Here is a 26,479-nt window from a genome sequence, read left to right as displayed (position 1 = left end):
CATGGCGGGCACCCCGAACGCACCCAGCACCAGCGAGCGGCGCGCGGCCGTGCGCACCGCGGTCGTGTGGGACGACCTGGCCCCCGTGCTCGAGCGGCCGGACGGGGCGGCGCTGGACGTCCTCGACATCGGCGGCGGCACCGGCGGCTCGGCCGTCCGCGTGGCCGGCCTCGGCCACCGCGTCACCGTGGTGGACCCCAGCCCCGACGCCCTCGCCTCGCTCGCCCGCCGCGCCCGCGAGGCCGGCGTCGAGGTCGACGCCCACCAGGGCGACCTCGGCGACCTGGCCGACCTGGTCGGCTCCGGTGCGCAGGGGCGTGGCGCCGACGTCGTGCTGTGCCACGGCGTCCTGGAGTTCGTCACCGACCCCGCCGCCGCCCTCGCCGCGCTGCGCGCGGTGCTGCGGCCCGGCGGCACCCTCAGCCTGCTCGTGGCCCAGCGCCACGCCGCCGTCCTGGCCCGGGCCATGGCCGGTCACTTCGCCCAGGCGCAGGACCTCCTCGCGCCGGTCTCCGGCGACCCCGGCCGCACCGGCCACCGCTACACCGGCGACGAGGTCGTCGACCTGGTCGGCGCCGCCGGCCTCGAGGTCGTCTCGGTGCACGGCGTGCGGGTCTTCGCCGACCTCGTCCCCGGCCACCTGCTGGAGCTGGAGACCGGCTCCACCGCCGCCCTCGTCGAGCTCGAGCGCGCCGTCGCCGACCGCCCCGAGTACCTCCCGCTCGCCACGCAGCTGCACCTGGTCGCCCGGGGCTGACCTCCTCGACCGACGGCCCACCGCCGCTGGTCGAGGAAGGACGAAGTCCTGTCGCGAGACCGAGCCGTCCGGGGCCGCCCGATGACCGCCCGGGCGCAGGAGCAGGAGCCGGTCGCCACGCCGATCCTGCACGTCGACATGGACGCGTTCTACGCGTCGGTGGCCACGCGCGACCGGCCCGACCTCGCGGACGTGCCGGTCATCGTCGGCGGTGGGCACCGCGGGGTGGTGCTCTCGGCGAACTACCCGGCGCGGGTGTACGGGGTGCGCTCCGGCATGCCCTCGACCCGGGCGCGGCGGCTGTGCCCCGACGCGGTCGTCATCGCCCCCGACCACGACGAGTTCTCGGTGGTCTCCTCGGCGGTGATGGAGGTCTTCCGCCGGGTCACGCCGCTGGTCGAGGCGCTCTCGATGGACGAGGCCTTCCTCGACGTCCGCGGGGCCGTGCGGCGGCTGGGGCCGCCGGCGGTGATCGCCGAGCAGGTGCGGGCGGTGATCCACGACGAGCAGCGGATCACCTGCTCGGTCGGCGTGGCCGCCACGGTCTCGGTGGCCAAGCTGGCCAGCAAGCGGGCGAAGCCGGACGGCGTCGTGGTGGTGCCCCCCGAGCGGGTCACCACCTTCCTGCACCCCCTCGACGTCGGCGAGCTGTACGGGGTGGGGGAGAAGACCCGTGCCTCCCTGCACCGGCTGGGCCTGGTCACGGTGGGGGACGTGGCGCACACGCCGGTCGGCACGCTGCGCCGGGCGCTGGGGGACGCGCTCGGCACCCACCTGCACGAGCTCGCGTGGGGCACCGACCGGCGCGAGGTCAGCCCCGGCCGCTCGGGGGTGTTCGGCAACGGCGGCGGCGACCCGGAGCGCTCGATGGGCGCGCAGGAGACGTTCTCCCGCGACGTCGACGACCGCGAGGTGGTGCTGCGCGAGCTGCTGCGGCTGACCAGCCGGGTCACCACGCGGATGCGGGTGGCCGGCGTGGCGGGGCGCACGGTCGCGATCACCGTCCGGTTCGCCGACTTCACCACCATCACCCGCTCCCGCACCCTGTCCGAGGCCACCGACGTCACCCAGGAGGTCTACCGGGCCGCGGTCGGGATCTACGACGCCCTGGGCCTGCAGCGGGCCCGGCTGCGCCTGGTCGGGGTGCGGGTGGAGAACCTGCTGCCCCGCGAGCAGGTGCACCACCAGCACCTGCTCGGCGAGCGGGAGCACGGCTGGTCGGAGGCCGACCGGGCCATGGACCGCGCCACCCGTCGCTTCGGGGACGCGGCGGTGCGACCGGCCAGCCTGCTGGGCTGAGTCCGGCGGGGCGGTCGGGACGCGTGGGGCGAGCGGGACGCCGGAGGGGACGTTCGGACCTGCCGTACCGGGCCGTGGCGGCGCAGGATGGTCCCCAGGTGGCCCTCCAGCAGACTCGGACGTGGGAATTTTCACCTCGTGCCTACCGTGGTCGCCTGGCGGATGCCTACACTTGACCCCGCCACCGGTCTGCACGAGGCCGGTGGTCTTTCACCACCTGGGAGGAAACGGTGCCACTCTCGGAAGAGGAACTCCGGATGCTCGAGCAGATCGAGCGCGGCCTCTCCGCGGAGGATCCGAAGCTCGTCCACACCCTGCGGGGCACCTCCCTGCGCCGTCGTGCGCAGCAGCGGGCCCTCGTGGCCGGCCTCGTGTTCGTCCTCGGTATCGGCGTGCTGCTCGCCGGAGCCATCACGAACATCATCCCGCTCGGCGTTGCCGGGTTCGTGGTGATGCTGGCGTCGGCCCTCGTCGGCCTCAACGCCCTCCGCAACCAGAACACCGCGCCCGCCGTCAGGCAGCAGGACGCCGGCCCCGCCGGTGAGCCCGCCCGCGGCAAGCGTGGCCTCGGCGTGGTCGACGGCGGTCGCGCCGGTCGTCCCTCCCGCGGACGCTCCAAGCCCGCCTCGTCCGGTGGCTTCATGAACCGGATGGAGCAGCGCTGGCGCCGCCGCCGCGACCAGCAGAACGGCGGGTTCTGACCCGCCCCTCGAGCGCTCGGCGCTCCTGAGCCACCGCAGCCCCCGTCGGTCCACGGACCGACGGGGGCTGCGTCGTTCTGGTCCCGCCCGTTCCCCGCCTCGCCCGTTCCCCACCCCGTCGCGTGGACGAGCCGGGAGGGCCCGGGTGGTGCGGCCTCAGCCGACCCGGTCCAGCGGGCCCCGGTCGGCCGCCGGGGTGCTGCCGGAGCGTCGCAGCAGGCTGCGCGGCGTCCAGCGTGCGGCCCAGCGGGCCCGGCGCCGGACCCCGGCGGCCAGGCCGTCCACGACCACCGCCACGTCCGCGGCGCCCGAGGAGTCGGAGCCGGAGCCGGACCCGGAGCCGGAGCCGCCGCGGGCGTACCGCGAGCGCTCCATCCGGGAGACGAGCCGGCCCAGCGCGGCCGCGGCCTCCGGGTTCTGCTCCGGCCCGAGCGCCGGCCGCTCCCGGTCGTCGTCGGGGTCGGCGAGGCGCGAGCCGAGCAGGGCACCGACGCTGCGCGGCGACGCCCCGTCGGGCCAGGGCAGGCCCAGGTCACGGGTGCCGTCCGCGAGCTCGTCCCACCAGTCCTCCGGGCCGCCGCGCAGCCGGCGGTGCCGGCGCCGCGCGCGCAGCCATGCCGGCGCGGAGGCGAGCCCGACCAGCGCGACCAGGCCGAGCAGGCCGCCGAGCACGCGGGCGAGCCCGACGCCCGGCTCCTCGTCGGCGGTCGGGGTGGCCGCCTCGGGGCGCGGCGCCACCGTGGGCTCGGAGGTGGGTCGGTCCGGCCGGGCCGACGCCTGCTGGCTGGGGGTGTCGGAGGCCCCGGCGGACGCGGTGGGCTGGGCGTCCGGCGCCGTCGGCTCCGCGTAGGAGGGCACCCCGGAGGCCCGGGTCGGCGGGGTCGGCTCGAAGCGGACCCACCCGGCGTAGGGGAGGTAGAGCTCGGGCCAGGCGTGCATGTCGTAGGCGGAGTACTCCCACGTGCCGTCGCGCTGCTGCTCGGGGGAGAGGAACCCGACGGCCACCCGGGAGGGGATGCCGAGCTCGCGGGCCATCACGGCCATCGCGGAGGCGAACTGCTCGCAGTAGCCGACCCGGCCGCCCTCGCCGGGGGAGAGGAACGCGACCAGCTCGTCCACGCCGTTGCCGGGAGGCACGTTCTCCAGGGAGTAGTCGAAGTTCTGCCGGAACCAGTCCTGCAGCGCCACGGCCTGCCCGAAGGGGCGGGTCTGGCCCTGCGTGACCTCCCGGGCCAGGTCGCCGACCATGCCCGGCACGTTGTCGGGCAGCTCGGTGAAGATGGGGTCGACGGCGCCGGGCACGGCCACGGCCGACTCCAGCCGCTGCTGCTCCAGGTCCAGCTCGACGCCGGTGGTCGACCACGTCAGCCCGGCGGTGGTGAGGTCCTCGTCGGCGGCGATGAAGTCGCCGGTGGCGGTGTCGAAGCGCCAGTCGCCCGTCGCGCTCACCGACGTCGCGGGCGCGTAGGTCGGCAGCCAGCGCGAGGAGAACGCGTCGCGGGCCTCGAGCTGGTAGCGGTAGGTGGTGCGGTCCACGGTGGCGCCGACCCCGGCGACGTCGAGCGGCTGCCCGTCCGCGACCTGGTCGGTGGGGATCGACCGGTCGCCGCTGGTCCACTCGTTGGCGCCGAACCGGTTCAGCACCGCCACGCGCAGGTAGGAGGGGTCGGGGTCGTCGGTGCGGACGTCGAGCAGGGGCACGTCGTCCCGGCGCCGCAGGTCGCGCCGCAGGTCGGTCATGGGGTTCTCGATGCTGATCCCGTCGTCCCCGCCGGCGCCGGGTCCGTAGTCGAGCAGGTGCACGTCGAGGGCGGGCAGGGACGCCGGCACCGCCAGCGCGAGCACGACGGCACCGGTGCCCACGCCCAGCGCGGTGGCGCGGACGCCGGCCGAGCGCACGCCCAGCGCGTCCGAGGCCCGGGGACCGTGCACGGTGGTCGTGCCCGGCTCCGCGGCGGGCTCGTCCACGGAGGCAGCCGCGACCCGTCCGTCGCCGTCGTCCAGCACGCCGCCCCACCGCGCCACGTCGCTCGAGGCGTCCAGGAAGAGCAGGCCCGTCCAGGCCACCGCCACCCCGGCGAAGACCCACCACTCCGGCTGGGAGCCCAGGATGCTCACGGGCACGGCGAAGACGACCAGGAGCGGCAGCGCCGCCACCGCCGGGCGCCCGAGCCCGCCGGCCACCGCGTCGACCAGGAGGAGGCACCACCAGCCGCTGAGCACGAGGAGGGGGTCGAGCCCGGCCTCCGCGGGCACGGGCGGGCCGTAGGCCTGCGCGGCGGAGACCGCCTGCCGCACCGTCTCGTCCAGGGCGTCCCACCCGGCGCCGACGGGCAGCCACGCACCCGTCAGCAGGTGGGAGACCGCCACCGCTCCGAGCACGACCTGGCCGAGCAGCACCACGGGACTGGCGAGCCCGGAGGCGCGCCCCAGCCCGCCGACGAGGGCGACCAGCACCGCCAGCACGGCCAGTGGCCACAGGTGCTGCCAGGGGTCGGTGGTGAACCCGCGCCACGACCAGGTCGCCAGCCAGGTGGCTCCCGCGGCCAGCAGGGCCGGGACGAGCGCGGTCACGATGCCGGGGCGCTGCTTCACGCGGGGCCTCCCGTGGTGGTGCCCGCGGTGCTGCTCGCGGTGGGTGCGGACGTGGCCCGCGCACTGCGGGCGCCGGGGGCGGCGAGCCGGTCCCAGACCTGCTCGACGGGCTCCCCGGCCTGCTGCGTGGTGGCGGTCCAGCCCTGGGCGGTGAGCAGGGACGCCGCCTCGGGGCCGGTGGCGGCCTCGGGCGGGACGGGTCCGAACGTGCCGACGTCCAGGACGACGGCGAGGCCCGCGCCGGCCGCGGCCCGCACGCGCCGCAGCAGGCCGGTGTCCTCCCCGGGCAGGGCGCCGAGGACCGCCACGACCAGTCCGTCGTGGCCGGGCTGGGTCAGCCAGCCGGTGGCCATCCTCGAGCCGGACTCGGTGGGCAGCACCGCGAGCGCCTCGAGCAGCGCGCGGGTGTCGGTGCCGGCGACGTGGTCGTGCCAGGCGATCCCGTCCTCCTCGCCCCGGGCCGTCACCAGCCGCACGGCGAACCCGCGCTGGGCGAGGTGGACGGCCACCGAGGCGGCGGTGGTCACCGCGACCTCCAGCGAGGAGGCGGCGCCCCGGCCGGCGTGCACGCCGGCGCGGTTGTCCACCAGCACGGTGGCGCGCTGCTGCCAGGGCTGCTCCTCCCGGCGGACCATCAGCTCGCCGGTGCGGGCCGAGCTGGGCCAGTGCACGCGCCGCAGGTCGTCCCCGCGGCGGTAGTCGCGCACCGTGACGTCCTCGGCGCTGCCGCTGGTGAACGAGCGGGGGCGCTGGTTGCCGCTGCCGGCGGACGCCCCACCGACCGGGTGCGGGGCGAGCGGTCGCACCCGGGGCGTGACGACCAGCGGCGCGGTGCTGGTGAACGTGCGGCCCAGCCGGACGAGGCCCAGCGGGTCGCACACGCGCACCGTCATGGGCCCCACGACGTGGCGGCCGCGCACGTCCGAGCGCACCTGGTAGGAGACCTCGCGCCGCCAGGCCCGGCCGGCACCCGTCACGGTGAACCGGGGCCGCGGGCCCAGGACGTAGGAGACCTGGTCCTCCAGCAGCAGCACGCTGGTGGAGAGCCGGGCGTCGTTGGTGACCGTGAGCGAGACGGTCGCGGGCGTGCCCGCGGGCACGATCTCCGGGGAGACCCGCCGGGTCAGCCCGAGCCGGTAGCGGGTGCGGCCGACGAGCACGACGGTGATCACGGGCAGGGCCGCGGCCACCGCCCCGAAGCGCACCAGCACGGGGAGCCCCAGCAGGAGCGACGCCACGCCGCAGGTCAGCCCGGCGGCCAGCAGGGCGCGGCCGCGCAGCGTGAGGCCGCGCAGTGCCTCGAGCACGTCAGGCGCCGTGACCGTCGGGCACGGGCACGGCGGCCAGCACCCGACCCAGCACCGCGCCGGCGTCCCGACCACCCATGGTGGCCTCCACGGTGGTGACGAGGCGGTGGGTCAGCACGCGGGGAGCGAGCTCGGTCAGGTCGTCGGGGAGCACGTAGTCCCGGCCGCTCAGCGCCGCCAGCGCCTGGCCGGCGCGCACCAGGTGCAGCGTGGCGCGCGGGGAGGCGCCGAGCGCCAGGTCGGCGTGGCGTCGCGTCGCGGAGGTGATGCCGACCGCGTAGCGCTGCACCGGGTCGGAGACGTAGACGCCCGAGACCGCGTCGCACATGGCGCGCACCTGCGCGGCGTCCGTGACCGGCTCCAGGTCACCGAGCGGGTCGCCGCCGGTGTGGCTGCGGACCATCGCCAGCTCCGCGTTCTCCACCGGGTAGCCCATCGACACCCGCGCCATGAAGCGGTCGCGCTGGGCCTCGGGCAGCGCGTAGGTGCCCTCCATCTCCAGCGGGTTCTGCGTGGCCACCACGATGAAGGGACGCTCGAGGGAGTAGGTCGTGTTGTCGACCGTCACCTGCCGCTCCTCCATGCACTCCAGGAGGGCGGACTGGGTCTTGGGGGAGGCGCGGTTGATCTCGTCGCCGACCACCACGTTGGCGAACACGCCACCGGGGCGGAACTCGAAGCGGCGGTTCACCTGGTCGTAGACGGAGACCCCGGTGACGTCGGAGGGCAGCAGGTCCGGGGTGAACTGGATGCGCCGCACCGAGCAGTCGATGCTGCGGGCCAGCGCCTTGCTCAGCATCGTCTTGCCCACGCCCGGGACGTCCTCGACCAGCAGGTGCCCCTCGGCCAGCAGCACCACGAGCGCCGTGTCGACGATCTCGGTCTTGCCCTCGATCACCCGCTCCACGTTCTGCCGCACCGCACCGGCGACCGTGGCCACGTCGGCGAGGTCGAGGTGGACGTCGGCCGCCCGGCGGGCGCCGCCGGCGGGGCGGGCGTCGGGCTGGCTGGTGGTCGTGACCGGGGAGTCCACGGGCAGGGGGTCCTTCCGAACGGGGAATGGCCTCGTCCCCCGGGCCGCGCGAGCCGCGTCCGAGGTGGGCTCCACGGTAGGTCCTCGGTGCAACCCGTGGGGCGTCAACGCCACGACGACACCTCGGGGCCACCTTCCTCCCACCTCCCCCCACACGCGCCCCCACGTCCCCCACTCCCACCCACGTTCCGCCCCGATGCGCCCCGATCCACCCCCGGACACGCCCCTCCCGGCCCGTCCACGCCGTCCCCCGAGCCCGGAACGGCCGTGCGGGGAGTGGGGCGACCCACCGCCCTCCACCGCCTCCCCACGGCGATGACCTGCACAGATGTAGGTGCAGCAGGGGTCGGGTGGGGCATGGGGGAGCGAGGTGGGGGGAAAGGTGGTTGACAGTGGAGGAAAGTGGGATACAGTGGGGCGAAGTGGAGGAACTAGGCGTTCCGATGGAGGTGCGACGTGTTCTTCATGGGCACCCACACCCCCAAGCTCGACGAGAAGGGGCGCCTCGTCCTCCCGGCCAAGTTCAGGGACGGCCTGAGCGACGGCCTCGTGATCACGCAGGGCCAGGAGTCCTGCTTGACCGTGTGGCCCGAGCAGACGTTCATGACCGAGGCCAACCGGGTCCAGAGCCAGCCCATGACGAACAAGGACAGTCGGGACTACCGGCGCGTGCTGTTCGGCGGGGCGGAGCAGACGGTCCCGGACAAGCAGGGCCGCATCGGCATCCCGCTCTTCCTCCGCGCGAGCGCAGGGCTGGAGAAGGACGTCGTGGTGGTGGGCGTGGGTGACCGCGTCGAGATCTGGAGCCCGCAGCGGTGGGAGCAGTACCAGACCGGGGCTCAGCAGAAGTTCACGGACCTCGACGAGCAACCCGCGGAGGCCTGAGCCACCGCCGGCCGGCGCAGCACGAACCAGCAGCACCCAGCAGCACCAGAGACAACCGAAGAGGGACACCGCCGGGCCTGGTCCAGGCCCGCTCCACCTGCCGCCCGGGGCACCTTCCCCGGCACCGGACGGCACCGCTCCGAGACACCTTCCCCGGTCGCGGAGCACGAGCTTGGGAGCGGGCACGGACCAGGCCCGACGGCTACCCCCTCCACCTTCCCCCACCAGCACCAGCCGCGAGCCGTCCCACCGGCCCGCGGAGCACAGATCGGGTCGAGACGATGCAGCACACGCCCAGGAGCAGCCTCCGTGGCCGCCGCTGAGCGCGCTCCCGAGCACGTGCCCGTGCTCCTCGAGCGCTGCGTGGAGCTGCTCACCGGCCCCGCCGTCGCGGACGCACCTGCCGGCAGCCGCCCGGTCGTCGTCGACTGCACCCTCGGCCTGGGAGGCCACAGCGAGGGCATCCTCGAGCGCCTGCCCGAGGTCCGGGTCGTCGGGATCGACCGCGACCCCGACGCGCTGACCCTGGCCGGCGAGCGCCTGGCGCGCTTCGGCGACCGGTTCACCGGCGTGCACGCCGTCTACGACGAGATCGCCGACGTGGTCGCCGACGAGGTCCCGGACGGCGTCGCCGCCGGCGTCCTGTTCGACCTCGGTGTCTCCTCCATGCAGCTGGACCGCCGCGAGCGTGGCTTCGCCTACGCCGAGGACGCCCCGCTGGACATGCGGATGAACGGCACCGAGGGCCGCACCGCCGCCGACGTGCTCAACACCTACTCGGCCGCCGAGCTGACCCGGGTGCTCCGCGACTTCGGCGAGGAGAAGTTCGCCCGCAAGATCGCCGGCGCGATCGTCCGCGAGCGCGAGGTCGAGCCCTTCACCCGGTCCGGCCGGCTCGTCGAGCTCCTCTACGCCGAGATCCCCGCCCCGGCGCGGCGCACCGGCGGCCACCCGGCCAAGCGGACGTTCCAGGCGCTGCGCATGGAGGTCAACGACGAGCTGGCGGTGCTGCGGCGGGCCCTGCCGGCCGCGCTCGGCGTCGTCGGTGTCGGCGGCCGCGTGGTCGTGGAGTCCTACCACTCGCTGGAGGACCGCCTGACCAAGCAGGCCCTCACCGAGGTGACCCGCAGCGACGTCCCGCCGGACCTGCCGTTCGTGCCCGAGGGCAGCGAGCCCCCCTTCCGCCTCGTCACGCGAGGCGCCGAGAAGGCGGGGGAGGCCGAGACCCGGTCCAACCCCCGCGCCGCCTCGGTCCGTCTCCGCGCGGCGGAGCGGGTCCGACCCCAGCAGACCTCCCTCCGACCCAGCCGTGGAGCAGCCCGATGAGCCAGCAGACCTCCGCCCTCCGCGTTCCCCGGTTCGCCGAGCAGGCCTACGAGCGGGCGGTCGAGAGCACCCGCCTCCGCGTCGTCCCGGCGGTCCGCACGCGGGCCCCGCGGGCCCCGTTCGCCGTGCTCGTCGCCGGCCTCCTGCTCGGCGGGGTGATCGGGCTGCTCATGTTCAACACCTCGCTGCAGTCCTCCGCGTTCGCCGCCGACGCGCTGGAGGACAAGGCCGCCACGCTCTCCGCCCGCGAGGAGGCGCTCTCCACCGACCTGGAGACGCTGCGCGACCCCGAGACGATCGCCCGCAAGGCGCAGCGCCTCGGGATGCAGATCCCGGCCGCCCCGCTCTTCCTCTCCCTCTCCGACGGCACCGTCAGCGGTGACGTCGCCGGCGCGTCGGTCGGCGCCTCGCTGAACCTGCGGGAGAAGGCCACCCGGGTGCCCTCCTCGTGGCAGGCCGCGCCGGCCACGACCAGCAGCGGGTCGACCGACGAGAAGGCCGACGAGAAGTCGGAGAAGAAGTCGGAGAAGAAGCAGAAGGCTGAGAAGAAGAACGAGAAGGCCGAGAAGAAGCAGCGCACCCGCGCGTCGGCGGGCGAGTCCAGCCTGCCCACCGACGACAGCGCCGCGACCGCCACGGACTGACCCGGGCCCTCGCACGGCGAGCGTCCCCGGGGCGCGCCCGTCCACGCGGTATCAAAGGACCACCAGCACCACCCGCACCACCACCGTTCATCAGCACCACCGATGACTGCACCCCGTTCGAGGAGTCCCGTGCCCCGTCTGCGTCGCGCCAGCCCGGTCGTCCGGCTGCGCTGGGGGTTCGTGGTCATCGCCATGGTGCTGTCGGTGTTCGCCGCGCGCCTGGTCCAGCTCCAGGCGATCGACCCCGGTGACCTCGCGGCGATGGCGGCGGACGAGGGCCTGCAGACCGTGACGCTGCCGGCCCAGCGCGGCGACATCCTCGACCGCAACGGCGAGCTGCTCGCCGAGTCGGCCGACGGCAAGATGATCATCGCCGACCCGCTGCTGGTGAACACCGACGACGAGGGCAACGAGGCGGACCGGGCCCCGGCCCTGGCCCGCTTCCTCGCGCGCCGCCTCGACGTCGACTACTTCACGGTGCTCTCGCGCCTGCGGCGCACCGACACCCGCTTCCAGTACGTGGCCCGCGAGGTGCCGGCCGCCCAGGCGACCGCCGTGGTGGCCGCGGCCGCCGACAAGGGCTTCTCGGGGCTCTCCACCCAGCGCGACCCGATCCGGGAGTACCCGGCCGGCGACGTGGCGGCCAACCTGGTGGGCTTCCTCGGCACCCCGGACAGCGAGGGCGTCACCACGCCCCTGGCCGGCTTCGAGCTGGCGTTCAACGGGCTGCTCTCGGGCACCGACGGCACCACCACCTACTCCTCGGCCGGCGGCACCCGCACGCCGCTGGGGGAGTCCACCACCACCGACGCCGTGGACGGCCAGGACCTCACCACCACCCTCGACCGCGAGCTGCAGTGGTACACCCAGCGCGTGCTGCGCCAGACCGTGGAGGGCTCGGGCGGCGAGTCCGGCGTGGCGGTGGTGATGGACACCCGCACCGGTGAGGTGCTCTCGCTGGCCGACTACCCGACCTACGACGCGAGCGACCCGACCGACGCGGACTCCGACGACCTGGGCACCCGGTCGCTCTCCGACGTCTACGAGCCGGGCTCCGTGGAGAAGGTGCTGACCCTCTCCGCCGCGGTCGACGCCGGGCTCGTGACCCCGCGCACCAAGCTGACCGTGCCCGGCAGCCTCTCGCGCCTGGGCACGACCATCCACGACTGGTGGGAGCACGGCGACCTCCAGCTCACGCTCGCCGGCGTGCTGGCCAAGTCCTCCAACATCGGCACCGTGCTGACCGCCGACAAGTTCGGCAACGGCCAGCTGCGCCGCTACCTCAAGCAGTTCGGTCTCGGCGCCGTCACCGGCGTGGGCGTGAGCGGCGAGTCCGCCGGCATCCTGCCGTCCCTCGCGCAGTGGACGTCGGTCACCCAGGACCGCATCGCCTTCGGCCAGGGCGTGTCGGTCAACGCCCTGCAGATGGCGGCCGCCGTCAACACCGTGGCCAACGGCGGCGTGTACGTGAGCCCCAGCCTCGTCTCGGGCAGCGCCACCACGGACGCCGGCGACACCGTCGGCACCGGCACCACGACCACCCACCGGGTCATCTCCGCCTCGGCCGCCTCCCAGACCGCCCGGATGATGGAGCGGGTCGTCGACCCGGACGCCGGCGTCGCGCCGGGCGCCCAGGTCGCGGGCTACCGCGTGGCGGGCAAGACGGGCACCGCCCAGCGGGCCAACTCCGACTGCGGCTGCTACGACGGCTCCTTCACCGTCTCCTTCGCCGGGTTCGCCCCCGCGGACGACCCGCGCTTCACCGTGTACGTGGTCGTGCAGGGCCCGACCAACGGCGGCGGAGGCGGCTCGGTGGCAGGCCCGGCCTTCAGCAAGATCATGGGCTACGCCCTGCGTCGCTACGCCGTCGCGCCGACGGGCACGAAGGCCTCCGACCTCCCGGTCGAGTGGGGCACCGGGGACGACTCGTGACGTCTCGTAGGGTGGGCCGGCCGTGACTGACGAGACCCGCACCCTGGACCCCCGCCCGCTCGACCCGCCGCGCACCCCGCTGGCGAGCCTCGCCCAGCACCTGACCGACCTCGACCCGACCGCCCACCTCCGTGGTGCGGGCACAGGGCAAGACGAGGGCCCGGTGCTCACCGGCATCACCCTCGCGACCTCGCGCGTGCGCCCGGGGGACCTCTACGCCGCCCTGCCGGGCGCCCGCGCCCACGGCGCCGACTTCGCCGCGCAGGCGCTGGCGGCCGGCGCCGTCGCCGTGCTCACCGACGCCGACGGCGCCGAGCGCCTGGCCTCGGCGGGCCAGGAGGTGCCCACGCTCGTGGTCGCCTCCCCGCGGGCCCTGCTGGGGCGCGCCAGCGCGTACGTCTACGGCGAGCCCGCCCGACGGCTGCGGATGATCGGCGTGACCGGGACCCAGGGCAAGACCACCACCACCCGGCTGCTCGAGGGCGGCATGGCCGCCGCCGGCCTGGTCACCGCCGTGGTCGGCACCGTCGGCACCCGGATCGCCGGGATCGACGTCGCCACCGCGCTCACCACGCCCGAGGCGCCCGACCTGCACGGCCTCTTCGCCGTCATGGTCGAGCAGGGCGTGCAGGTGTGCGCGATGGAGGTCTCCAGCCACGCCCTGGTCCTCGGCCGCGTCGACGGCGTCGTCTTCGACGTCGCCGGTTTCCTCAACCTCGGCCGCGACCACCTCGACTTCCACCCGAGCGTCGAGGACTACTTCCAGGCCAAGGCCTCGCTGTTCACCCCCGAGCGGGCCCGCCGCGCCGTGGTCAACGCCGACGACGAGCACGGACGCCGGCTCGCCGCCGAGACCACGCTGCCGGTGGTCACCTTCAGCACTGCCTCGGCCGACCCAGTCGACCCGGCCGCCCCGGCCGAATTCGTGGACGGGCCCCGCGGCGACTGGCGGGTCTCCGACGTGCGGACCGCGCCGAGCCGCTCCGACGTGGTCGTGCACCCGCCCACGGGCGAGCCGTTCGCCGCAGGCGTGCCGCTGGCCGGCGCGTACAACGTCTCCAACCTCCTGGCCGCCGTGGCCGTCGCCGCCGAGGCTGGCCTCGACGCCGCGGCCGTCGCCGCGGGCATCGGCGGGCTGGCCGGCGTCCCCGGGCGCCTCGAGAGCGTGCCCGGTGCGCCCGGCTTCGAGGTGGTCGTCGACTACGCCCACAAGCCCGACGCCGTCGAGGCCGCCGTCGCGGCGCTGCGCCCGCTGGCCACCGGCCGCGTGCTCGTCGTGCTGGGGGCCGGGGGAGACCGGGACACCGGCAAGCGGCCGGTGATGGGCGAGATCGCCGCCCGGCTCGCCGACGTCCTGGTCGTCACCGACGACAACCCCCGCTCCGAGGACCCCGCGACCATCCGCGCGGCCGTCCTCGCCGGTGCCGAGCAGGTGCCGGCGCAGACCCGGGCCGAGGTGCTCGAGGTCGGCGACCGCCGCGAGGCGATCGCCACCGCGCTGCGGATGGCACGCCCGGGCGACATCGTGCTCGTGGCCGGCAAGGGCCACGAGACGGGCCAGATGATCGGCGACGTGGTGCACCCGTTCGACGACCGCGTCGTCGCCGCCGAGCTGCTGGAGGAGATCGCCGCAGGCTGAGCCGCGGCCGGCACCCGTGAGCGTCGTCACGCGGGTCGCAGGAGTAGGTCCCTCGGCCCGGGTGGGCCAGAATGCCAGCGGCCCCTCGGGGCCGGGAGAACCACGAAGGACGAAAGAGAGAGGCCTCGATGCGCGCCATCCTGCTGGCCGGTGGGCTCTCGCTGCTGCTGTCCCTGCTGGGCACGCGGTACGCGATCCGCTACTTCACCCGGCTCGGCTACGGGCAGGAGATCCGTGAGGACGGCCCCACCAGCCACCACACCAAGCGCGGCACGCCCACGATGGGCGGCGTGGCGATCATCGCCGCCGCGGTCCTCGCCTACCTGCTGGCCAAGCTGATCACCGGCTCGATGCCCACGGCCTCGGCGATGCTGCTGCTGTTCCTCTTCGTCGGCACCGGCCTCGTCGGCTTCCTCGACGACTTCATCAAGATCTACAAGCAGCGCAACCTCGGCCTGCGCAGCAAGGCCAAGATCGTCGGGCAGACCATCGTCGGCCTCGTCTTCGCCGGGCTCGCGCTGAGCCCGTGGCTCGAGGACGACCGCGGCGTCCGCCCGGCCTCGGCGGCCATCTCCTTCATCCGCGACCTGTCCTGGCTGACGCTCCCGGCCGCCGTCGTCGCCGTCTTCATCCTCGTGATGGTCATCGGCGGCTCCAACGCCGTGAACCTCACCGACGGCGCGGACGGCCTGGCCACCGGTGCGTCGGTGATGGTCTTCGGCGCCTACACGATCGTGAACATCTGGCAGAACAACCAGTGGTGCGGCCAGTCGAGCATCGACTACGGCCAGTGCTACGAGGTGCGGGACCCGCTGGACCTGGCGGTCCTGGCCTCCGCCATCACCGGCGCCTGCTTCGGCTTCCTGTGGTGGAACGCCGCACCGGCGCAGATCTTCATGGGCGACACCGGCTCGCTGGCGCTCGGCGCCGCGGTGGCGGGCCTGGCGGTCCTGACCCGCACCGAGCTGTTGCTCATCATCCTGGGCGGCGTCTTCGTGCTCGAGACGGTCTCGGTGATGCTCCAGGTCAGCTGGTTCAAGGTCACCCGGCGCGTCACGGGCACCGGCAAGCGCCTGTTCCGCATCGCCCCGATCCACCACCACTTCGAGATGGTGTGGGACGAGATCACCGTGGTCATCCGCTTCTGGATCATCACCGGCATCTGCGTCGCGGCCGGCACCGGCATCTTCTACGCCGAGTGGGTGGCGGGCACGTGAGCCCCGACCCGCTGACGCTGGGCCGGCTGGACTCCTGGGCCGGCGTCCGCGTGGTCGTCGCCGGGTTCGGCCCGGCCGGCTTCGCGGCCGCCGACAACCTCCTGCACCTGGGTGCCACCGTCACCGCCGTCGACGAGCGCACGGCCGAGGAGTTCGGCGAGGCCTCCGCGGAGGTGGCCGAGCGGGCCGAGCTCCTCGGCGTCCTCGGAGCGAGCATCGCCCTCGGCGCCGGGACGACGGCGGTGCTGCCGGACGAGGCAGACCTGCTCGTGGTCTCGCCCGACTGGCGTCCCGACGCGCCGCTGGTCGTGCAGGCGCACGCGCGCGCCGTGCCGGTGTGGGGCGAGGTCGAGCTCGCGTGGCGGCTGCGGCACCCCGAGCACGACACCCCCTGGCTGGTGGTCGCGGGGACCGGGCGGGCGCGCACGGCCCGGCTGACCGAGACGATCCTGCTGGCCGGCGGCGTCCGCACGGTCGCCGCGGGCGACGGCGGGCTGCCGCTGGTCGAGGCCGTGATGGACCCCGAGCCGTGGGACGTGCTCCCGGTGGCGCTCACCGCGCTGCAGCTGCGCGGCACGACGTCGATGAGCCCGCTCGCGGCGGTCGTGCTCGACACGGCGGCCGAGCACGAGGAGTTCTACGCCGGCCTGGCCGAGGACGTCCCCGCCGCGCTGGCGGCCGACCTGGGCCGCGCCTACACCCACACCCGGGTGGCGTGCGTCTACGACGTCGAGGACGCCTCGACCGAGGACCTCGTGCGCGAGGCCGAGGTCGTCGAGGGCGCCCGGGCCGTCGGGATCACCCTCGGCATGCCGGGGGTCTCGATGCTGGGCCTGGTCGAGGACCTGCTGGTCGACCGCGCCTTCATCGAGGAGCGCTCCACCAGCGCCGCCGAGCTCTGCGCGGTGGGCGACCTGCCGGACGCCGAGCCGGCACACGTGCGGCAGGCCCTGGCGGCCGCCGCCCTCGCCCGGGCCGCCGGGGCCACGCAGGCCGCGGTGCGCGACGGGCTCTCCGCCTCGTCCTGAGCCCTGCCGTGCGGGCGCCGAGGAAGGCCAGCGCCGACACACCGGCACCGACACGCCGGCACCGACACACCGGCACCGACACACCGGCACCGCCTCCGCGGGTTCGGCGAGGTGACGCCTGAGACTGGTGTGACGCATGGGTACGTCCGTGCACACTCCGTCGGGGCCCGGCCCCGACCCCAGCCGTGAGGAGGCGCCGGTGAGCAGCACCGCCGACGACACCCGGCTCGTGCCGGCACCCCGGGGCGAGCGGACCGGCCTGCTGCGCTCGGTCCGCGAGACCGTCGCCGACGCCCTCGCCAGGCCGCTCACGCCGTACTACCTGCTGCTCGGCGCCGCCGCCCTGCTGCTGGTGATCGGCGTGATCATGGTCGCCAGCGCCTCGAGCGTGTACTCCTACAAGTACAACGGCGGCGACTCCTACGCCGTGGTCAAGCGCCAGATCATGTGGCTGGCCATCGCCCTGCCCCTGGCCTGGGTGGCCAGCCGGCTCCCGATCGGCTTCTACAAGCGCGTGGCCCCCCTCGCGTTCGCGCTCGGCTGCCTGCTGCTGGTCGCGACGATCTTCCTGGGCGTCACCGTCAACGGCAATCGCAACTGGCTGCCGGTCGGCCCCATCCGCATCCAGCCCGCCGAGCTGACGAAGCTGGCGCTCATCCTGTGGGCCGCCACCGTCTACGCCCACAAGGAGCGGCGGCTCGACAGCCTCCACCACCTGTTCGTGCCGGTCGTGCCCGGCGCCGCCCTGGCGACCCTGCTCGTCATCCTGGGCCGCGACCTCGGCACGGCGCTGGTGTTCTTCGCGATCCTGCTGGGCCTGCTGTGGGTGGTCGGTGCCCCGTTCCGCTACTTCGGCATCGCCCTGTCCGTGGTCGCCGCCGGGGCGCTCTACCTGGCCACCGTCGACACCGAGCGGATGGCGCGGCTGCTGAACTTCGTGGACCCCTTCCAGGACTTCCACGACACCGGCTGGCAGCCGGCGCACGGCCTGTACGCGCTGGCCTCCGGCAACGTCCTGGGGGAGGGGATCGGCCACTCCATCCAGAAGTGGGGCGACCTGCCCGAGGCGCACACCGACTTCATCTTCGCGGTGCTCGGCGAGGAGCTGGGGCTGATCGGCACCCTCCTGGTCGTCGGCCTCTTCGTCGTCATCGCCTGGGCCGCCCTGCGCGTGGCCGCCACCGCCGTGGACCCGTTCATCCGCTACGCCACGTTCGGCATCGTCGTGTGGCTGCTGGGCCAGACCGTCATCAACATCGGCATGGTGCTGGCGCTGCTGCCCGTCATCGGCATCCCGCTGCCGCTGATCTCCTACGGCGGCTCCTCGCTGGTGCCCTCCCTGGCGGCGCTCGGGCTCGTCGTCGGCTTCGCCCGCCGGGAGCCCGCGGCCGCCGCGGCGCTGGCGGCGCGGAAGGCGGCCCGCAAGGGCACGCCCGTGCCCGAGACCGGCGCCCACCCTGGCCCCCACCCTGGCCCCCGCTCCTGACCCGCCCGTCGTCTAGGTTCTGACCCGATGCGCATCCTCCTCGCCGGCGGCGGCACCGCCGGCCACACCTCGCCCCTGCTCGCCACCGCGGACGCCTTGCGGCGGCTCGAGCCGTCCGTCGAGATCACCTGCCTCGGCACGCCCCGGGGGCTGGAGACCACCGTCGTCCCCGCCGCCGGGTACCCCCTGGAGCTGGTGCCTCCGGTGCCGCTGCCGCGGCGGGTCGACGCCGACCTCGCGCGCGTGCCGTCGCGGCTGCTCGGCGCCGTGCGCGCCACCGCGCAGGTCTTCGACCGGGTGCGCCCCGACGTGGTGGTCGGCTACGGCGGCTACGTGTGCGTGCCGGCCTACCTCGTGGCCCGTCGCCGCGGCCTGCCGCTGGTGGTGCACGAGGGCAACACGATCCCGGGCATCGCCAACAAGATCGGCGCACGGTTCGCCGGCACCGTGGCCACGAGCTTCCCCGACACCCCGCTGCAGGGCACCTACACGGGGCTGCCGATCCGGCGGATGATCTCGACGCTGGACCGCGCCGCGGTCCGCGCCGAGGCACGCACCTTCTTCGGCCTCGACCCCGACCGGCCGACCCTGCTGGTCACCGGCGGGTCCCAGGGCGCGGCCAGCCTCAACCGGTCCGTCTCCGGCGCCGCGCAGGCGCTGTCGGCGGCCGGCGTGCAGGTGCTGCACGTGCAGGGCAAGCACGGTGGCGCCGACCCGGCGCCCACCGACACCCCCTACGTGGTGCTCGACTACTGCGACCGCATGGACCTCGCGCTCGCCGCGGCCGACCTCACCGTCTGCCGCTCCGGGGCCAACACCGTCACCGAGGCCGCCGCCGTGGGCCTGCCCGCGGTGTTCGTCCCCCTGCCGATCGGCAACGGCGAGCAGCGGCTCAACGCCACCGCCGTGGTGGACGCCGGCGGCGCGCTGCTCGTCGACGACGCCGACCTGACCAGCAGCTGGGTGCGCGAGCACGTCGTGCCGCTGCTCACCGACCCCGCACGGCTCGAGGCCATGAGCCGGGCCGCCGCCGGCCTCATCCCGCGTGACGCCGACGAGCAGCTGGCCCGCCTGGTGCTGGCCGCCGGTGCGGCCGGGGGGAGCGCGGCATGAGGCTCCCCGTCCCCGAGCAGATCCTCCCGGCCGCCGAGCTGGGCCGCGTCCACTTCGTCGGCATCGGTGGCGCCGGGCTCTCCGCGATCGCCCGCATCATGGCCCAGCAGGGCGTGTCCGTCACCGGCTCCGACGACAACGACACCGCCTTCCTGCCGGCGCTGCGCGAGCTGGGCGTCACCTGCCACCTCGGCTACGACGCCGCCCACCTCGGCGACCTCGGCCCCGGCGACTCGGTGGTCGTCACCACCGCCGCCCGCGAGGACAACCCCGAGGTGGCCGAGGCGCGGGCCCGCGGGCTGCGGCTGCTGCCGCGCTCGGCCGGCCTCGCCGCCGTGATGGCCGACCGGCGCGTCCTGGCCGTGGCCGGCACGCACGGCAAGACCACGACCACCTCGCTGCTCACCTCCGCCCTGCTGGCCGCCGACGCCGACCCCACCTACGCGGTGGGCGGGGTGCTCACGGCCACCGGTCGCAACGCCGACGCCGGCGCCTCGGACCTGTTCGTGGCCGAGGCCGACGAGTCCGACGGGGCGTTCCTCGTCTACTCGCCCTGGGCCGCCGTCGTCACCAACGTCGAGGCCGACCACCTCGACACCTGGGGCACGGAGGAGGCCTACCGCGCCGCCTTCGCCGAGTTCGTCGGCCGCCTCCACCCCGAGGGCCTGCTGCTGACCTGCACCGACGACCCCGGAGCGGCCGCCCTCGCGGACGTGGCCCGCGAGCGGGGCCTCGCCGTCACCGGCTTCGGCACCGGCGAGGACGCCGACCTGCGCGCCGTCGACGTGGCGCTCGTGGGCTCGACCTCCTCCTTCACCGCCGTGCTCGACGGCGAGGAGCTGGGGCGGGTCACCCTGCGCATCCCCGGCCGGCACTACGTCCTCGACGCCCTGGGCGCCCTGGGCGCCGGGCTCCGGCTCGGCCTGCCGTTCGCGGCACTGGCCGCGGGGCTGGAGTCCTTCACCGGCACCGGCCGACGGATGGAGCGCAAGGGCGAGGCCGCCGGCATCGCCGTCTACGACTCCTACGCCCACCAGCCCACCGAGATCGCGGGCGACCTCGAGGCAGCCCGCTCGCTGGCGGGCGAGGGCAACGTGGTCGTGGCCTACCAGCCGCACCTGGTCAGCCGCACCCGGATCTTCGGCACCGCCATGGGCCGCGCGCTCGGCGCCGCCGACCAGGTCGTCGTCACCGACGTGTACGTGGCTCGCGAGGACCCGGACCCCGAGGTCACCGGCGCGCTGGTGGCCGACGCGGTGCCGCTGGCCCCGCACCGGGTCGCCCTCGTCCCGGACCTGGGGGACGTGGCGGCCGAGCTGGTCCGGCGTGCTCGGCCGGGCGACGTCGTCCTGACCCTCGGGGCGGGCACCATCACCGGTGTCGGCCCCCAGGTGCTCGAGATCCTGGACCCCGGCCGTGCCGGGGCCGGGGAGGGCTGAGGTGGCGCAGGCCCGCCCACCGTCGCGGCCGGCTGCGGCCGATCGCGAGCAGCGGCTGTTCCGCCGCCGTCGGCTCGCCCGTCGGCTCGGCGTGTGGCGCCTCGTGGCGCTGGCCGTCCTCGCGCTCGGGCTCGTGGTCCTGGGCGTGTACGCCCTGTGGTTCTCCTCCTGGCTGGCCGTCGACGACGTCGAGGTCGAGGGCACCGACCTGCTCAGCGCCTCGCACGTGGAGCAGGCCGCCGGGGTCGGCACCGGGGGAGCGCTGGTCTCGGTCGACACCGACGCGGTCGAGCGCCGGGTCGAGGCCCTGGCCGCCGTCGCCTCCGCCGACGTGGTGCGGCGCTGGCCGCACACGCTGCTGGTCAGCGTCACCGAGCGCGAGCCGGTCGCCGCGGTGACCATCGGCTCGGCCGTGCGGGCCCTGGACGGCGACGGGGTGGTCTTCCCGGCCCCGGCCGGCGTCACCGACCCGCTGCCCGCGGTGCGCACCTCGGGCACCGTGACCGCCACCGCGCTGCGCGAGGCCGCCGGCGTGGTCGTCTCGCTGCCCGACGACCTGGCCGAGCAGGTCCGCTACGTGGAGGTCCGCTCGGCCGACGAGGTCGTGCTCGCGATGACCCGGGGCCGCACGGTCGTGTGGGGCTCGTCGTCGGACTCGGCCACCAAGGCCGAGGTGCTGGCGGTGCTGCTGGAGCAGGACGCGTCGGTCTACGACGTCTCGGTGCCCGGCACCCCGACCACCAGCGACTGAGCCCGCGTCGGAAATGACGCCCGACTCGCCGGGCGTGGCTCCACGATCCGGGGTGCCGCGGTGCCTACTGTCGTGCTCACGACGAGGTTGACATAACTATAACCCTCAGGCTGAGGGTCAGGGTTGAGAGTCCCGGCGACCGACTCGGCACACGTCGCGCAGCACGCGCACCCGGCAGCACCCAGCACCACCCAGCACCACCCAGCACCACCCAGCAGCACCCAGCAGCACAGCAAGTCCGCACAGCACAGCACCCGAGTCCGGCAGGCACCGCCGGACCACGACCAGCGAGAGGCAGCCATCGTGGCAGCAGCACAGAACTACCTGGCGATCATCAAGGTCGTGGGCATCGGCGGCGGCGGCGTCAACGCCGTCAACCGGATGATCGAGGTCGGCCTCAAGGGCGTCGAGTTCATCGCCATCAACACCGACGCGCAGGCGCTGCTCATGAGCGACGCCGACGTGAAGCTCGACATCGGGCGCGAGCTCACCCGCGGCCTCGGCGCCGGCGCCAACCCCGAGGTCGGGGCCAACGCCGCCGACGACCACGCGGACGAGATCGAGGAGGTGCTCAAGGGCGCCGACATGGTCTTCGTGACCGCCGGCGAGGGCGGCGGCACCGGCACCGGCGGCGCGCCCGTCGTGGCCCGCATCGCCCGCTCGCTCGGCGCGCTGACCATCGGCGTCGTCACCCGTCCGTTCGCCTTCGAGGGCCGCCGCCGCGCCGGCTCCGCGGAGGAGGGCATCGAGCGCCTCCGCGAGGAGGTCGACACCCTCATCGTCATCCCGAACGACCGGCTGCTCTCGATCAGCGACCGCAACGTCTCGGTGCTCGACGCGTTCAAGCAGGCCGACCAGGTGCTCCTCCAGGGTGTCTCCGGCATCACCGACCTGATCACCACCCCGGGCCTGATCAACCTCGACTTCGCCGACGTGAAGTCCGTGATGGCCAACGCCGGCTCCGCCCTCATGGGCATCGGCTCGGCCCGCGGCGACGACCGCGCGGTGGCCGCCTCGGAGATGGCCGTGTCGAGCCCGCTGCTCGAGGCGTCCATCGAGGGTGCGCACGGCGTGCTGCTCTCGATCGCCGGTGGCTCCGACCTCGGCCTGTTCGAGATCAACGAGGCCGCCGCGCTGGTGGCCGACGCGGTGCACCCCGACGCCAACATCATCTTCGGCGCCACCATCGACGACGCCCTGGGCGACGAGGTCCGCGTGACCGTCATCGCCGCCGGCTTCGACGGCGGCATGCCGAAGCGTCGGGACGAGGGCACGGTGCTGCGCAAGGAGACCAAGCCGCAGACGCAGGAGGAGACCCGCGCCGCCGTCGCCGCCGCCCAGGCCGCCCGCCGCGAGGCGCAGGGCGTGGAGCGTCCGGCCGCGCGTCCGCAGGTCGAGGCCCGGCCGGCCGCCGAGCCGACCCAGGCCAGCCGCCCGACCACGCCGCGGCCCGCGCCCCAGCCGGTCCAGTTCGACGACGACGACCTCGACGTCCCCGACTTCCTCAAGTGAGCCCGTGTTCCACTTCCGCACCCGCCTGAGCCCGCCGGCCGGCGGACCCGGCGTCGACGTCGCCTTCACCGACCGGTGGGGCGGCGTCAGCGCGCCGCCGTTCGACGAGCTCAACCTGGCGATCGCCTCGGCCGACGACCCGTCGGCCGTCGCGGAGAACCACCGCCGCCTGCTCGCCGCGCTCGCGCCCGGCGCGCAGCTGGCGGACCTCGTGCAGGTGCACGGGTGCGAGGTGGACGTGGCCGTGCCGGACCCGGACCGGGCCCGGCCCGAGGCCGACGGGATCGTGGCCACCAGCCCCGACCTCGTCCTGATGGTGCGTGCCGCCGACTGCGTCCCCGTGGTGCTGGCCGACCCCGCCGCCGGCGTGGTCGGTGCCGCCCACGCCGGGCGGGCGGGCGTGGAGCAGCAGGTCGTCGTGGCCACCGTGGAGCGGATGCGCGCCCTCGGTGCCGCCGACGTCACGGCCTGGATCGGCCCGCACGTGTGCGGCGCCTGCTACGAGGTCCCGCAGGACATGCAGGACGACGTCGTGGCGACCGAGCCGGCGACCCGGGCCACCACCTCGTGGGGCACCCCGTCGCTCGACCTCGGCGCCGGGGTCGCCGCCCAGCTCGAGCGCTGCGGCGTCACCGTGCTGCGCGAGGCCGCCACGTGCACCCGCACCAGCGCGGACCTCTACAGCCACCGGCGCGACGGTGCCGGCGCGGGGCGGCTGGCGGGCCTCGTCCGCCTGGTGCCCGCCGGGCAGGGGGCCGCGTGAGCGCCCGCGAGGCCGAGCTGGCCGCCAACCTGGAGCGGGTGCGGGCACGGGTCGCCGACGCCGAGCGGACCGCGGGGCGCGAGCCCGGCAGCGTCTCGCTGGTCGTGGTCACCAAGTTCTTCCCGGCCTCCGACGTCCGGCTCCTGGCGGGCCTGGGCGTCACGGACGTGGGGGAGAATCGCCACCCCGAGGCCCGGGACAAGAAGGCGGACTGCGAGGACCTGGGGCTGAGCTGGCACTACATCGGCGGGCTCCAGTCCAACAAGGCCGGCCAGGTGGCGGCTTACGCCGACGTCGTGGAGTCGGTCGACCGGGCCAAGCTGCTCGCCAGGCTGGACCGTGCCGCCGCTGAGCGAGGGGTCGCCCTCGAGGTGCTCCTCCAGGTCGGCCTCGACTCGGGCCGCACCGACGGGGCGGAGGTGGGCGCGGACCGCGCCGGCGTGGAGCCGGAGGACCTGCCCGCCCTCGCCGACGCCGTGACCGCCTGCGAGCACCTGGTGCTCGCAGGCCTCATGGCCGTGGCGCCGCTGGGGGAGGACCCGGCGACCGCCTTCGACCGGCTGGCCGGCATCCGCGCCGGCTTCCTGGCCGACCACCCGGGCGCGACCACGTGCTCGGCAGGGATGAGCGGCGACCTCGAGCAGGCCGTCGCCGCCGGCGCGACACACGTGCGCGTCGGCTCCGCAATCCTCGGATCGCGGCCTTCCACCCACTAGTTTCAACCAAGGACCCGTGCGTCGCGAGAGCGAGGCACACATCATCGGAGGACGAAGTCATGAGCGGCGCGATGCGCAGGATCGGTGAGTACCTCGGTCTCGTCGAGGACACCGGCCGGTACGACGACGAGTACGAGGCCGACGACACGCAGGAGACGCGTGCGCCCCAGGCGTACGCCCAGCACGAGTCCCAGCCCGCCCGCGGTCCGCGTCCCGCGCCCGTGGCCGACCTCGCCGAGCGTCGCCGTCCGGCGACCGGCCCGACCGGAGTGGTGTCCGAGCTGTCCCGCATCATCACGCTGCACCCCAGCACCTACAACGAGGCCCGCACGGTCGGCGAGAACTTCCGTGAGGGCACCCCGGTGATCATGAACCTCACCGAGATGGACGACGCCGACGCCAAGCGGCTCGTCGACTTCGCCGCCGGCCTGGTCTTCGCCACCCGCGGCACCATCGAGCGCGTCACCAACAAGGTGTTCCTGCTCTCCCCGGCCAACGTCACCGTGACGGCCGAGGAGAAGGAGCGCATGGCGGAGAACGGCTTCTTCAACCAGAGCTGAGCCCGGCCGCCCCGGGCCGTCGCCCGGGGCAGTGTCCCCGGCGGTGTCCGGGGCAGCACCCGGGCGGCCCCGGCTGGGGCCGTCCACCTAGACTGGCGGCAGTACCGACGCCCTGACGGGTGCCGGGCCGCGTGCACGGCCCGTCGAGAACGAGGAGGACGAGGCCGTGTTGATCATCGGCACCATCATCGACTGGCTGCTGGGCATCTTCCTGTTCCTGATGCTCGTCCGGTTCATCGTGGACTGGGTGCAGGTCTTCGCCCGTTCCTGGAGCCCCACCGGTGTCGTCCTGGTGATCCTCGAGGTCGTCTACTCGGTCACCGACCCGCCGATCATGTTCCTGCGCCGGTTCATCCCGCCGCTGCGCCTGGGCTCCATCGCCCTCGACATGAGCTTCATCCTCGTCCTGGTGGCCGTGTACGTCCTGCGCGCCCTCAACCAGGCGCTGCTGATCCGCCCCTTCCTCTGAGTCGCGCCCGCACCTGAGCCGGCATGCGAGTCGGCCTGGCACCTGAGCCACGCCCGGGTCCTGCCCGGGTGGCGGGTGTCTCACAGGTGCCTCCCAGTCGGCTGGGGGAGCCGTGTCGGAGGCCTTCCGGACACGATCCGGAGGGGATCTGGACGTGTTGGGTGCCCCGGCTGTCACACGTGCCCCACCGAGGGCGCTATTGTCTCCTCGACAGGTGCCTCCGACGCTGCTCAGGGGCACGGCACCACGAGCATTGAATGGGTGAGGTCATGCCGCTGACGCCCGAGGACGTGAGCAACAAGCGCTTTACTCCTGTCCGGCTCCGCGAGGGCTACGACATGGGCGAGGTCGACCAGTTCCTCGACGAGGTGGAGGCCGAGCTCGCTCGCCTCACCCGCGAGAACAACGACCTGCGTACGCAGCTGAGCGAGGCGCAGGCCGCGGGCCCCGCCACGCAGGCCTACACCCCGCCGGCCCCCGAGCCGGTGGCCGAGCCGGAGCCGACCCCGGAGCCCGAGCCGGAGCCCGAGCCGGAGCCGGCCCCCGCGCCGGTCGCCGCCGCGCCGGCCCCCGCGCCCGCACCCGCGGCCGTGCCGGTGGGTGGCATGGAGACCATCCGGGTCGAGACGGTGCCCCAGGCGTCCAACGCCGCGGCCCGCCTGCTGGAGATCGCCACGACCAACGCCGAGCAGATGGTCGAGCACGCGAAGAACGAGGCCGACGAGATCGTCGGCAGCGCCCGCACCCGGGCCGAGCGCCTCGAGACCGAGGCCCGCAGCACCGCGGACCGCCTCGAGCAGGACGCCCGCACCCGCGCCTCCATGCTGGACTCCGAGACCGCCGAGCGCCGCCAGCAGATGTTCGGCGAGCTCGAGCGCGAGCGGGACCGGCTCTCCGGCGAGGTGGAGAACCTGCGCTCCTTCGAGCGCGAGTACCGCTCCCGCCTCAAGAGCTACTTCACCCAGCAGCTCGAGGCCCTCAAGGGCCAGGGCGACACCCCGTACGCGGAGGAGTCGCACCAGCCGAAGCGCCTGCGCTCCATCCTGGGCGAGGACGAGGGCTGAGCCCCTCCAGCGACACCGTCGAGGGGGGGGGCGGGGGGCGGGCCCCCCCCCGGCCCCGGGGGGGGGCACGCCCCCCCCCCCCCCCCCCCCCGACCCCCCCCCCCCCCCGCCCCCCCCCGGGGGGGGGGGGGGCCTCGCCGCGTCCGGCCCGGTGTGAGGATGCGGGAGTGATCGACCTGCGCTCCGACACCCTGACCCGACCCACCGAGGCGATGCGCGCGGCCATGGCCGCGGCCGAGGTGG

General features: G+C 74.9%; 23 protein-coding genes. 20 read left to right on the top strand and 3 right to left on the bottom strand.

Features of this window, described 5'->3' with window-relative positions:
* Position 1 precedes the first annotated feature (1 nt).
* The 3 genes from M8316_RS16525 to M8316_RS16515 all read left to right on the top strand — a co-directional run bounded on the left by M8316_RS16525 (position 2) and on the right by M8316_RS16515 (position 2,757).
* The gene (locus M8316_RS16525; protein WP_250056383.1) at positions 2 to 757 is read left to right on the top strand and encodes a methyltransferase; all 756 of its coding nucleotides are present in this window, start codon (positions 2 to 4) and stop codon (positions 755 to 757) included.
* Positions 758 to 838: 81 nt separating this feature from the next.
* On the top strand, positions 839 to 2,056 hold the full coding sequence (dinB, locus tag M8316_RS16520) for a DNA polymerase IV (RefSeq protein ID WP_250056381.1): 1,218 nt from the start codon (positions 839 to 841) through the stop codon (positions 2,054 to 2,056).
* Between the two features lie 230 nt (positions 2,057 to 2,286).
* Positions 2,287 to 2,757, top strand: a complete 471-nt coding sequence (locus M8316_RS16515) for an SCO2097 family morphological protein (protein WP_308196044.1) — start codon at positions 2,287 to 2,289, stop codon at positions 2,755 to 2,757.
* A 156-nt stretch (positions 2,758 to 2,913) separates the two neighbouring features.
* On the opposite strand, the gene M8316_RS16510 is transcribed toward M8316_RS16515, so the two are convergent.
* The 3 genes from M8316_RS16510 to M8316_RS16500 are packed head-to-tail and all read right to left on the bottom strand — an operon-like array spanning position 2,914 to position 7,599.
* Positions 2,914 to 5,352 carry a transglutaminase TgpA family protein gene (locus M8316_RS16510; protein WP_250056378.1) on the bottom strand — a complete coding sequence of 813 codons (2,439 nt, stop codon included), beginning with the start codon at positions 5,350 to 5,352 and terminating at the stop codon, positions 2,914 to 2,916.
* Complete coding sequence (locus tag M8316_RS16505; RefSeq protein ID WP_250056376.1) at positions 5,349 to 6,659, bottom strand: DUF58 domain-containing protein; 1,311 nt, start codon at positions 6,657 to 6,659, stop codon at positions 5,349 to 5,351. The genes M8316_RS16510 and M8316_RS16505 overlap by 4 nt, the downstream gene beginning before the upstream one ends.
* A 1-nt stretch (position 6,660) precedes the next feature.
* On the bottom strand, positions 6,661 to 7,599 hold the full coding sequence (locus M8316_RS16500; RefSeq protein ID WP_250056532.1) for an AAA family ATPase: 939 nt from the start codon (positions 7,597 to 7,599) through the stop codon (positions 6,661 to 6,663).
* 558 nt (positions 7,600 to 8,157) lie between these two features.
* Between M8316_RS16500 and mraZ the strand changes: the two genes are divergently transcribed.
* The 17 genes from mraZ (at position 8,158) to M8316_RS16415 (ending at position 26,236) form a co-directional block, all read left to right on the top strand.
* Complete coding sequence (mraZ, locus tag M8316_RS16495) at positions 8,158 to 8,577, top strand: division/cell wall cluster transcriptional repressor MraZ (RefSeq protein WP_250056374.1); 420 nt, start codon at positions 8,158 to 8,160, stop codon at positions 8,575 to 8,577.
* 309 nt (positions 8,578 to 8,886) lie between these two features.
* Entirely contained in the window at positions 8,887 to 9,903 is a 1,017-nt protein-coding gene (rsmH, locus tag M8316_RS16490) for a 16S rRNA (cytosine(1402)-N(4))-methyltransferase RsmH (protein WP_250056372.1), read from the top strand.
* Entirely contained in the window at positions 9,900 to 10,547 is a 648-nt protein-coding gene (ftsL, locus tag M8316_RS16485) for a cell division protein FtsL (RefSeq protein ID WP_250056370.1), read from the top strand. The genes rsmH and ftsL overlap by 4 nt, the downstream gene beginning before the upstream one ends.
* A gap of 129 nt (positions 10,548 to 10,676) precedes the next feature.
* Positions 10,677 to 12,479, top strand: coding sequence for a peptidoglycan D,D-transpeptidase FtsI family protein (locus M8316_RS16480; RefSeq protein WP_250056367.1), 1,803 nt, complete (start codon positions 10,677 to 10,679; stop codon positions 12,477 to 12,479).
* Positions 12,480 to 12,501: 22 nt separating this feature from the next.
* Complete coding sequence (locus M8316_RS16475; RefSeq protein WP_250056365.1) at positions 12,502 to 14,118, top strand: UDP-N-acetylmuramoyl-L-alanyl-D-glutamate--2,6-diaminopimelate ligase; 1,617 nt, start codon at positions 12,502 to 12,504, stop codon at positions 14,116 to 14,118.
* A 128-nt stretch (positions 14,119 to 14,246) separates the two neighbouring features.
* Positions 14,247 to 15,335 carry a phospho-N-acetylmuramoyl-pentapeptide-transferase gene (mraY, locus tag M8316_RS16470; protein ID WP_250056363.1) on the top strand — a complete coding sequence of 363 codons (1,089 nt, stop codon included), beginning with the start codon at positions 14,247 to 14,249 and terminating at the stop codon, positions 15,333 to 15,335.
* Entirely contained in the window at positions 15,332 to 16,363 is a 1,032-nt protein-coding gene (locus M8316_RS16465; RefSeq protein WP_250056361.1) for a Mur ligase family protein, read from the top strand. The genes mraY and M8316_RS16465 overlap by 4 nt, the downstream gene beginning before the upstream one ends.
* A gap of 199 nt (positions 16,364 to 16,562) precedes the next feature.
* Positions 16,563 to 17,849, top strand: coding sequence for a putative lipid II flippase FtsW (ftsW, locus tag M8316_RS16460; RefSeq protein WP_250056359.1), 1,287 nt, complete (start codon positions 16,563 to 16,565; stop codon positions 17,847 to 17,849).
* A 27-nt stretch (positions 17,850 to 17,876) separates the two neighbouring features.
* Positions 17,877 to 18,962: an undecaprenyldiphospho-muramoylpentapeptide beta-N-acetylglucosaminyltransferase gene (gene murG / locus M8316_RS16455; RefSeq protein ID WP_250056357.1), complete on the top strand. Its 1,086-nt coding sequence runs from the start codon at positions 17,877 to 17,879 to the stop codon at positions 18,960 to 18,962.
* Complete coding sequence (gene murC, locus M8316_RS16450) at positions 18,959 to 20,401, top strand: UDP-N-acetylmuramate--L-alanine ligase (RefSeq protein WP_250056355.1); 1,443 nt, start codon at positions 18,959 to 18,961, stop codon at positions 20,399 to 20,401. The genes murG and murC overlap by 4 nt, the downstream gene beginning before the upstream one ends.
* A gap of 1 nt (position 20,402) precedes the next feature.
* Complete coding sequence (locus M8316_RS16445; protein WP_250056353.1) at positions 20,403 to 21,152, top strand: cell division protein FtsQ/DivIB; 750 nt, start codon at positions 20,403 to 20,405, stop codon at positions 21,150 to 21,152.
* A gap of 300 nt (positions 21,153 to 21,452) precedes the next feature.
* Positions 21,453 to 22,664: a cell division protein FtsZ gene (gene ftsZ, locus M8316_RS16440; protein ID WP_250056531.1), complete on the top strand. Its 1,212-nt coding sequence runs from the start codon at positions 21,453 to 21,455 to the stop codon at positions 22,662 to 22,664.
* Positions 22,665 to 22,668: 4 nt separating this feature from the next.
* Entirely contained in the window at positions 22,669 to 23,427 is a 759-nt protein-coding gene (pgeF, locus tag M8316_RS16435) for a peptidoglycan editing factor PgeF (RefSeq protein WP_250056351.1), read from the top strand.
* Positions 23,424 to 24,143 (top strand): YggS family pyridoxal phosphate-dependent enzyme, encoded by a 720-nt coding sequence (locus tag M8316_RS16430; RefSeq protein ID WP_250056349.1) that lies wholly within the window; start codon positions 23,424 to 23,426, stop codon positions 24,141 to 24,143. The genes pgeF and M8316_RS16430 overlap by 4 nt, the downstream gene beginning before the upstream one ends.
* A gap of 59 nt (positions 24,144 to 24,202) precedes the next feature.
* On the top strand, positions 24,203 to 24,703 hold the full coding sequence (locus M8316_RS16425) for a cell division protein SepF (protein WP_250056347.1): 501 nt from the start codon (positions 24,203 to 24,205) through the stop codon (positions 24,701 to 24,703).
* A 166-nt stretch (positions 24,704 to 24,869) separates the two neighbouring features.
* The gene (locus tag M8316_RS16420) at positions 24,870 to 25,172 is read left to right on the top strand and encodes a YggT family protein (protein WP_250056345.1); all 303 of its coding nucleotides are present in this window, start codon (positions 24,870 to 24,872) and stop codon (positions 25,170 to 25,172) included.
* A gap of 257 nt (positions 25,173 to 25,429) precedes the next feature.
* A complete protein-coding gene (locus M8316_RS16415) occupies positions 25,430 to 26,236 on the top strand; it encodes a DivIVA domain-containing protein (RefSeq protein ID WP_250056343.1) in 807 nt (268 codons plus the stop codon).
* Positions 26,237 to 26,479: the final 243 nt, after the last annotated feature.

Source organism: Nocardioides bruguierae (assembly GCF_023554635.1).
GTDB classification, from domain to species: Bacteria; Actinomycetota; Actinomycetes; order Propionibacteriales; family Nocardioidaceae; genus Nocardioides; species Nocardioides bruguierae.
This window is presented reverse-complemented; position numbering and strand designations above follow the sequence as displayed.

What these genes read in the sequence shown, in the direction of transcription:
- M8316_RS16425 (WP_250056347.1), top strand. Translation starts at nt 24,203, where the DNA reads ATGAGCGGCGCGATGCGCAGGATCGGTGAGTACCTCGGTCTCGTCGAG.
- murG (WP_250056357.1), top strand. Translation starts at nt 17,877, where the DNA reads ATGCGCATCCTCCTCGCCGGCGGCGGCACCGCCGGCCACACCTCGCCC.
- M8316_RS16525 (WP_250056383.1), top strand. Translation starts at nt 2, where the DNA reads ATGGCGGGCACCCCGAACGCACCCAGCACCAGCGAGCGGCGCGCGGCC.
- ftsL (WP_250056370.1), top strand. Translation starts at nt 9,900, where the DNA reads ATGAGCCAGCAGACCTCCGCCCTCCGCGTTCCCCGGTTCGCCGAGCAG.
- M8316_RS16415 (WP_250056343.1), top strand. Translation starts at nt 25,430, where the DNA reads ATGGGTGAGGTCATGCCGCTGACGCCCGAGGACGTGAGCAACAAGCGC.
- dinB (WP_250056381.1), top strand. Translation starts at nt 839, where the DNA reads ATGACCGCCCGGGCGCAGGAGCAGGAGCCGGTCGCCACGCCGATCCTG.
- mraY (WP_250056363.1), top strand. Translation starts at nt 14,247, where the DNA reads ATGCGCGCCATCCTGCTGGCCGGTGGGCTCTCGCTGCTGCTGTCCCTG.
- mraZ (WP_250056374.1), top strand. Translation starts at nt 8,158, where the DNA reads ATGGGCACCCACACCCCCAAGCTCGACGAGAAGGGGCGCCTCGTCCTC.
- murC (WP_250056355.1), top strand. Translation starts at nt 18,959, where the DNA reads ATGAGGCTCCCCGTCCCCGAGCAGATCCTCCCGGCCGCCGAGCTGGGC.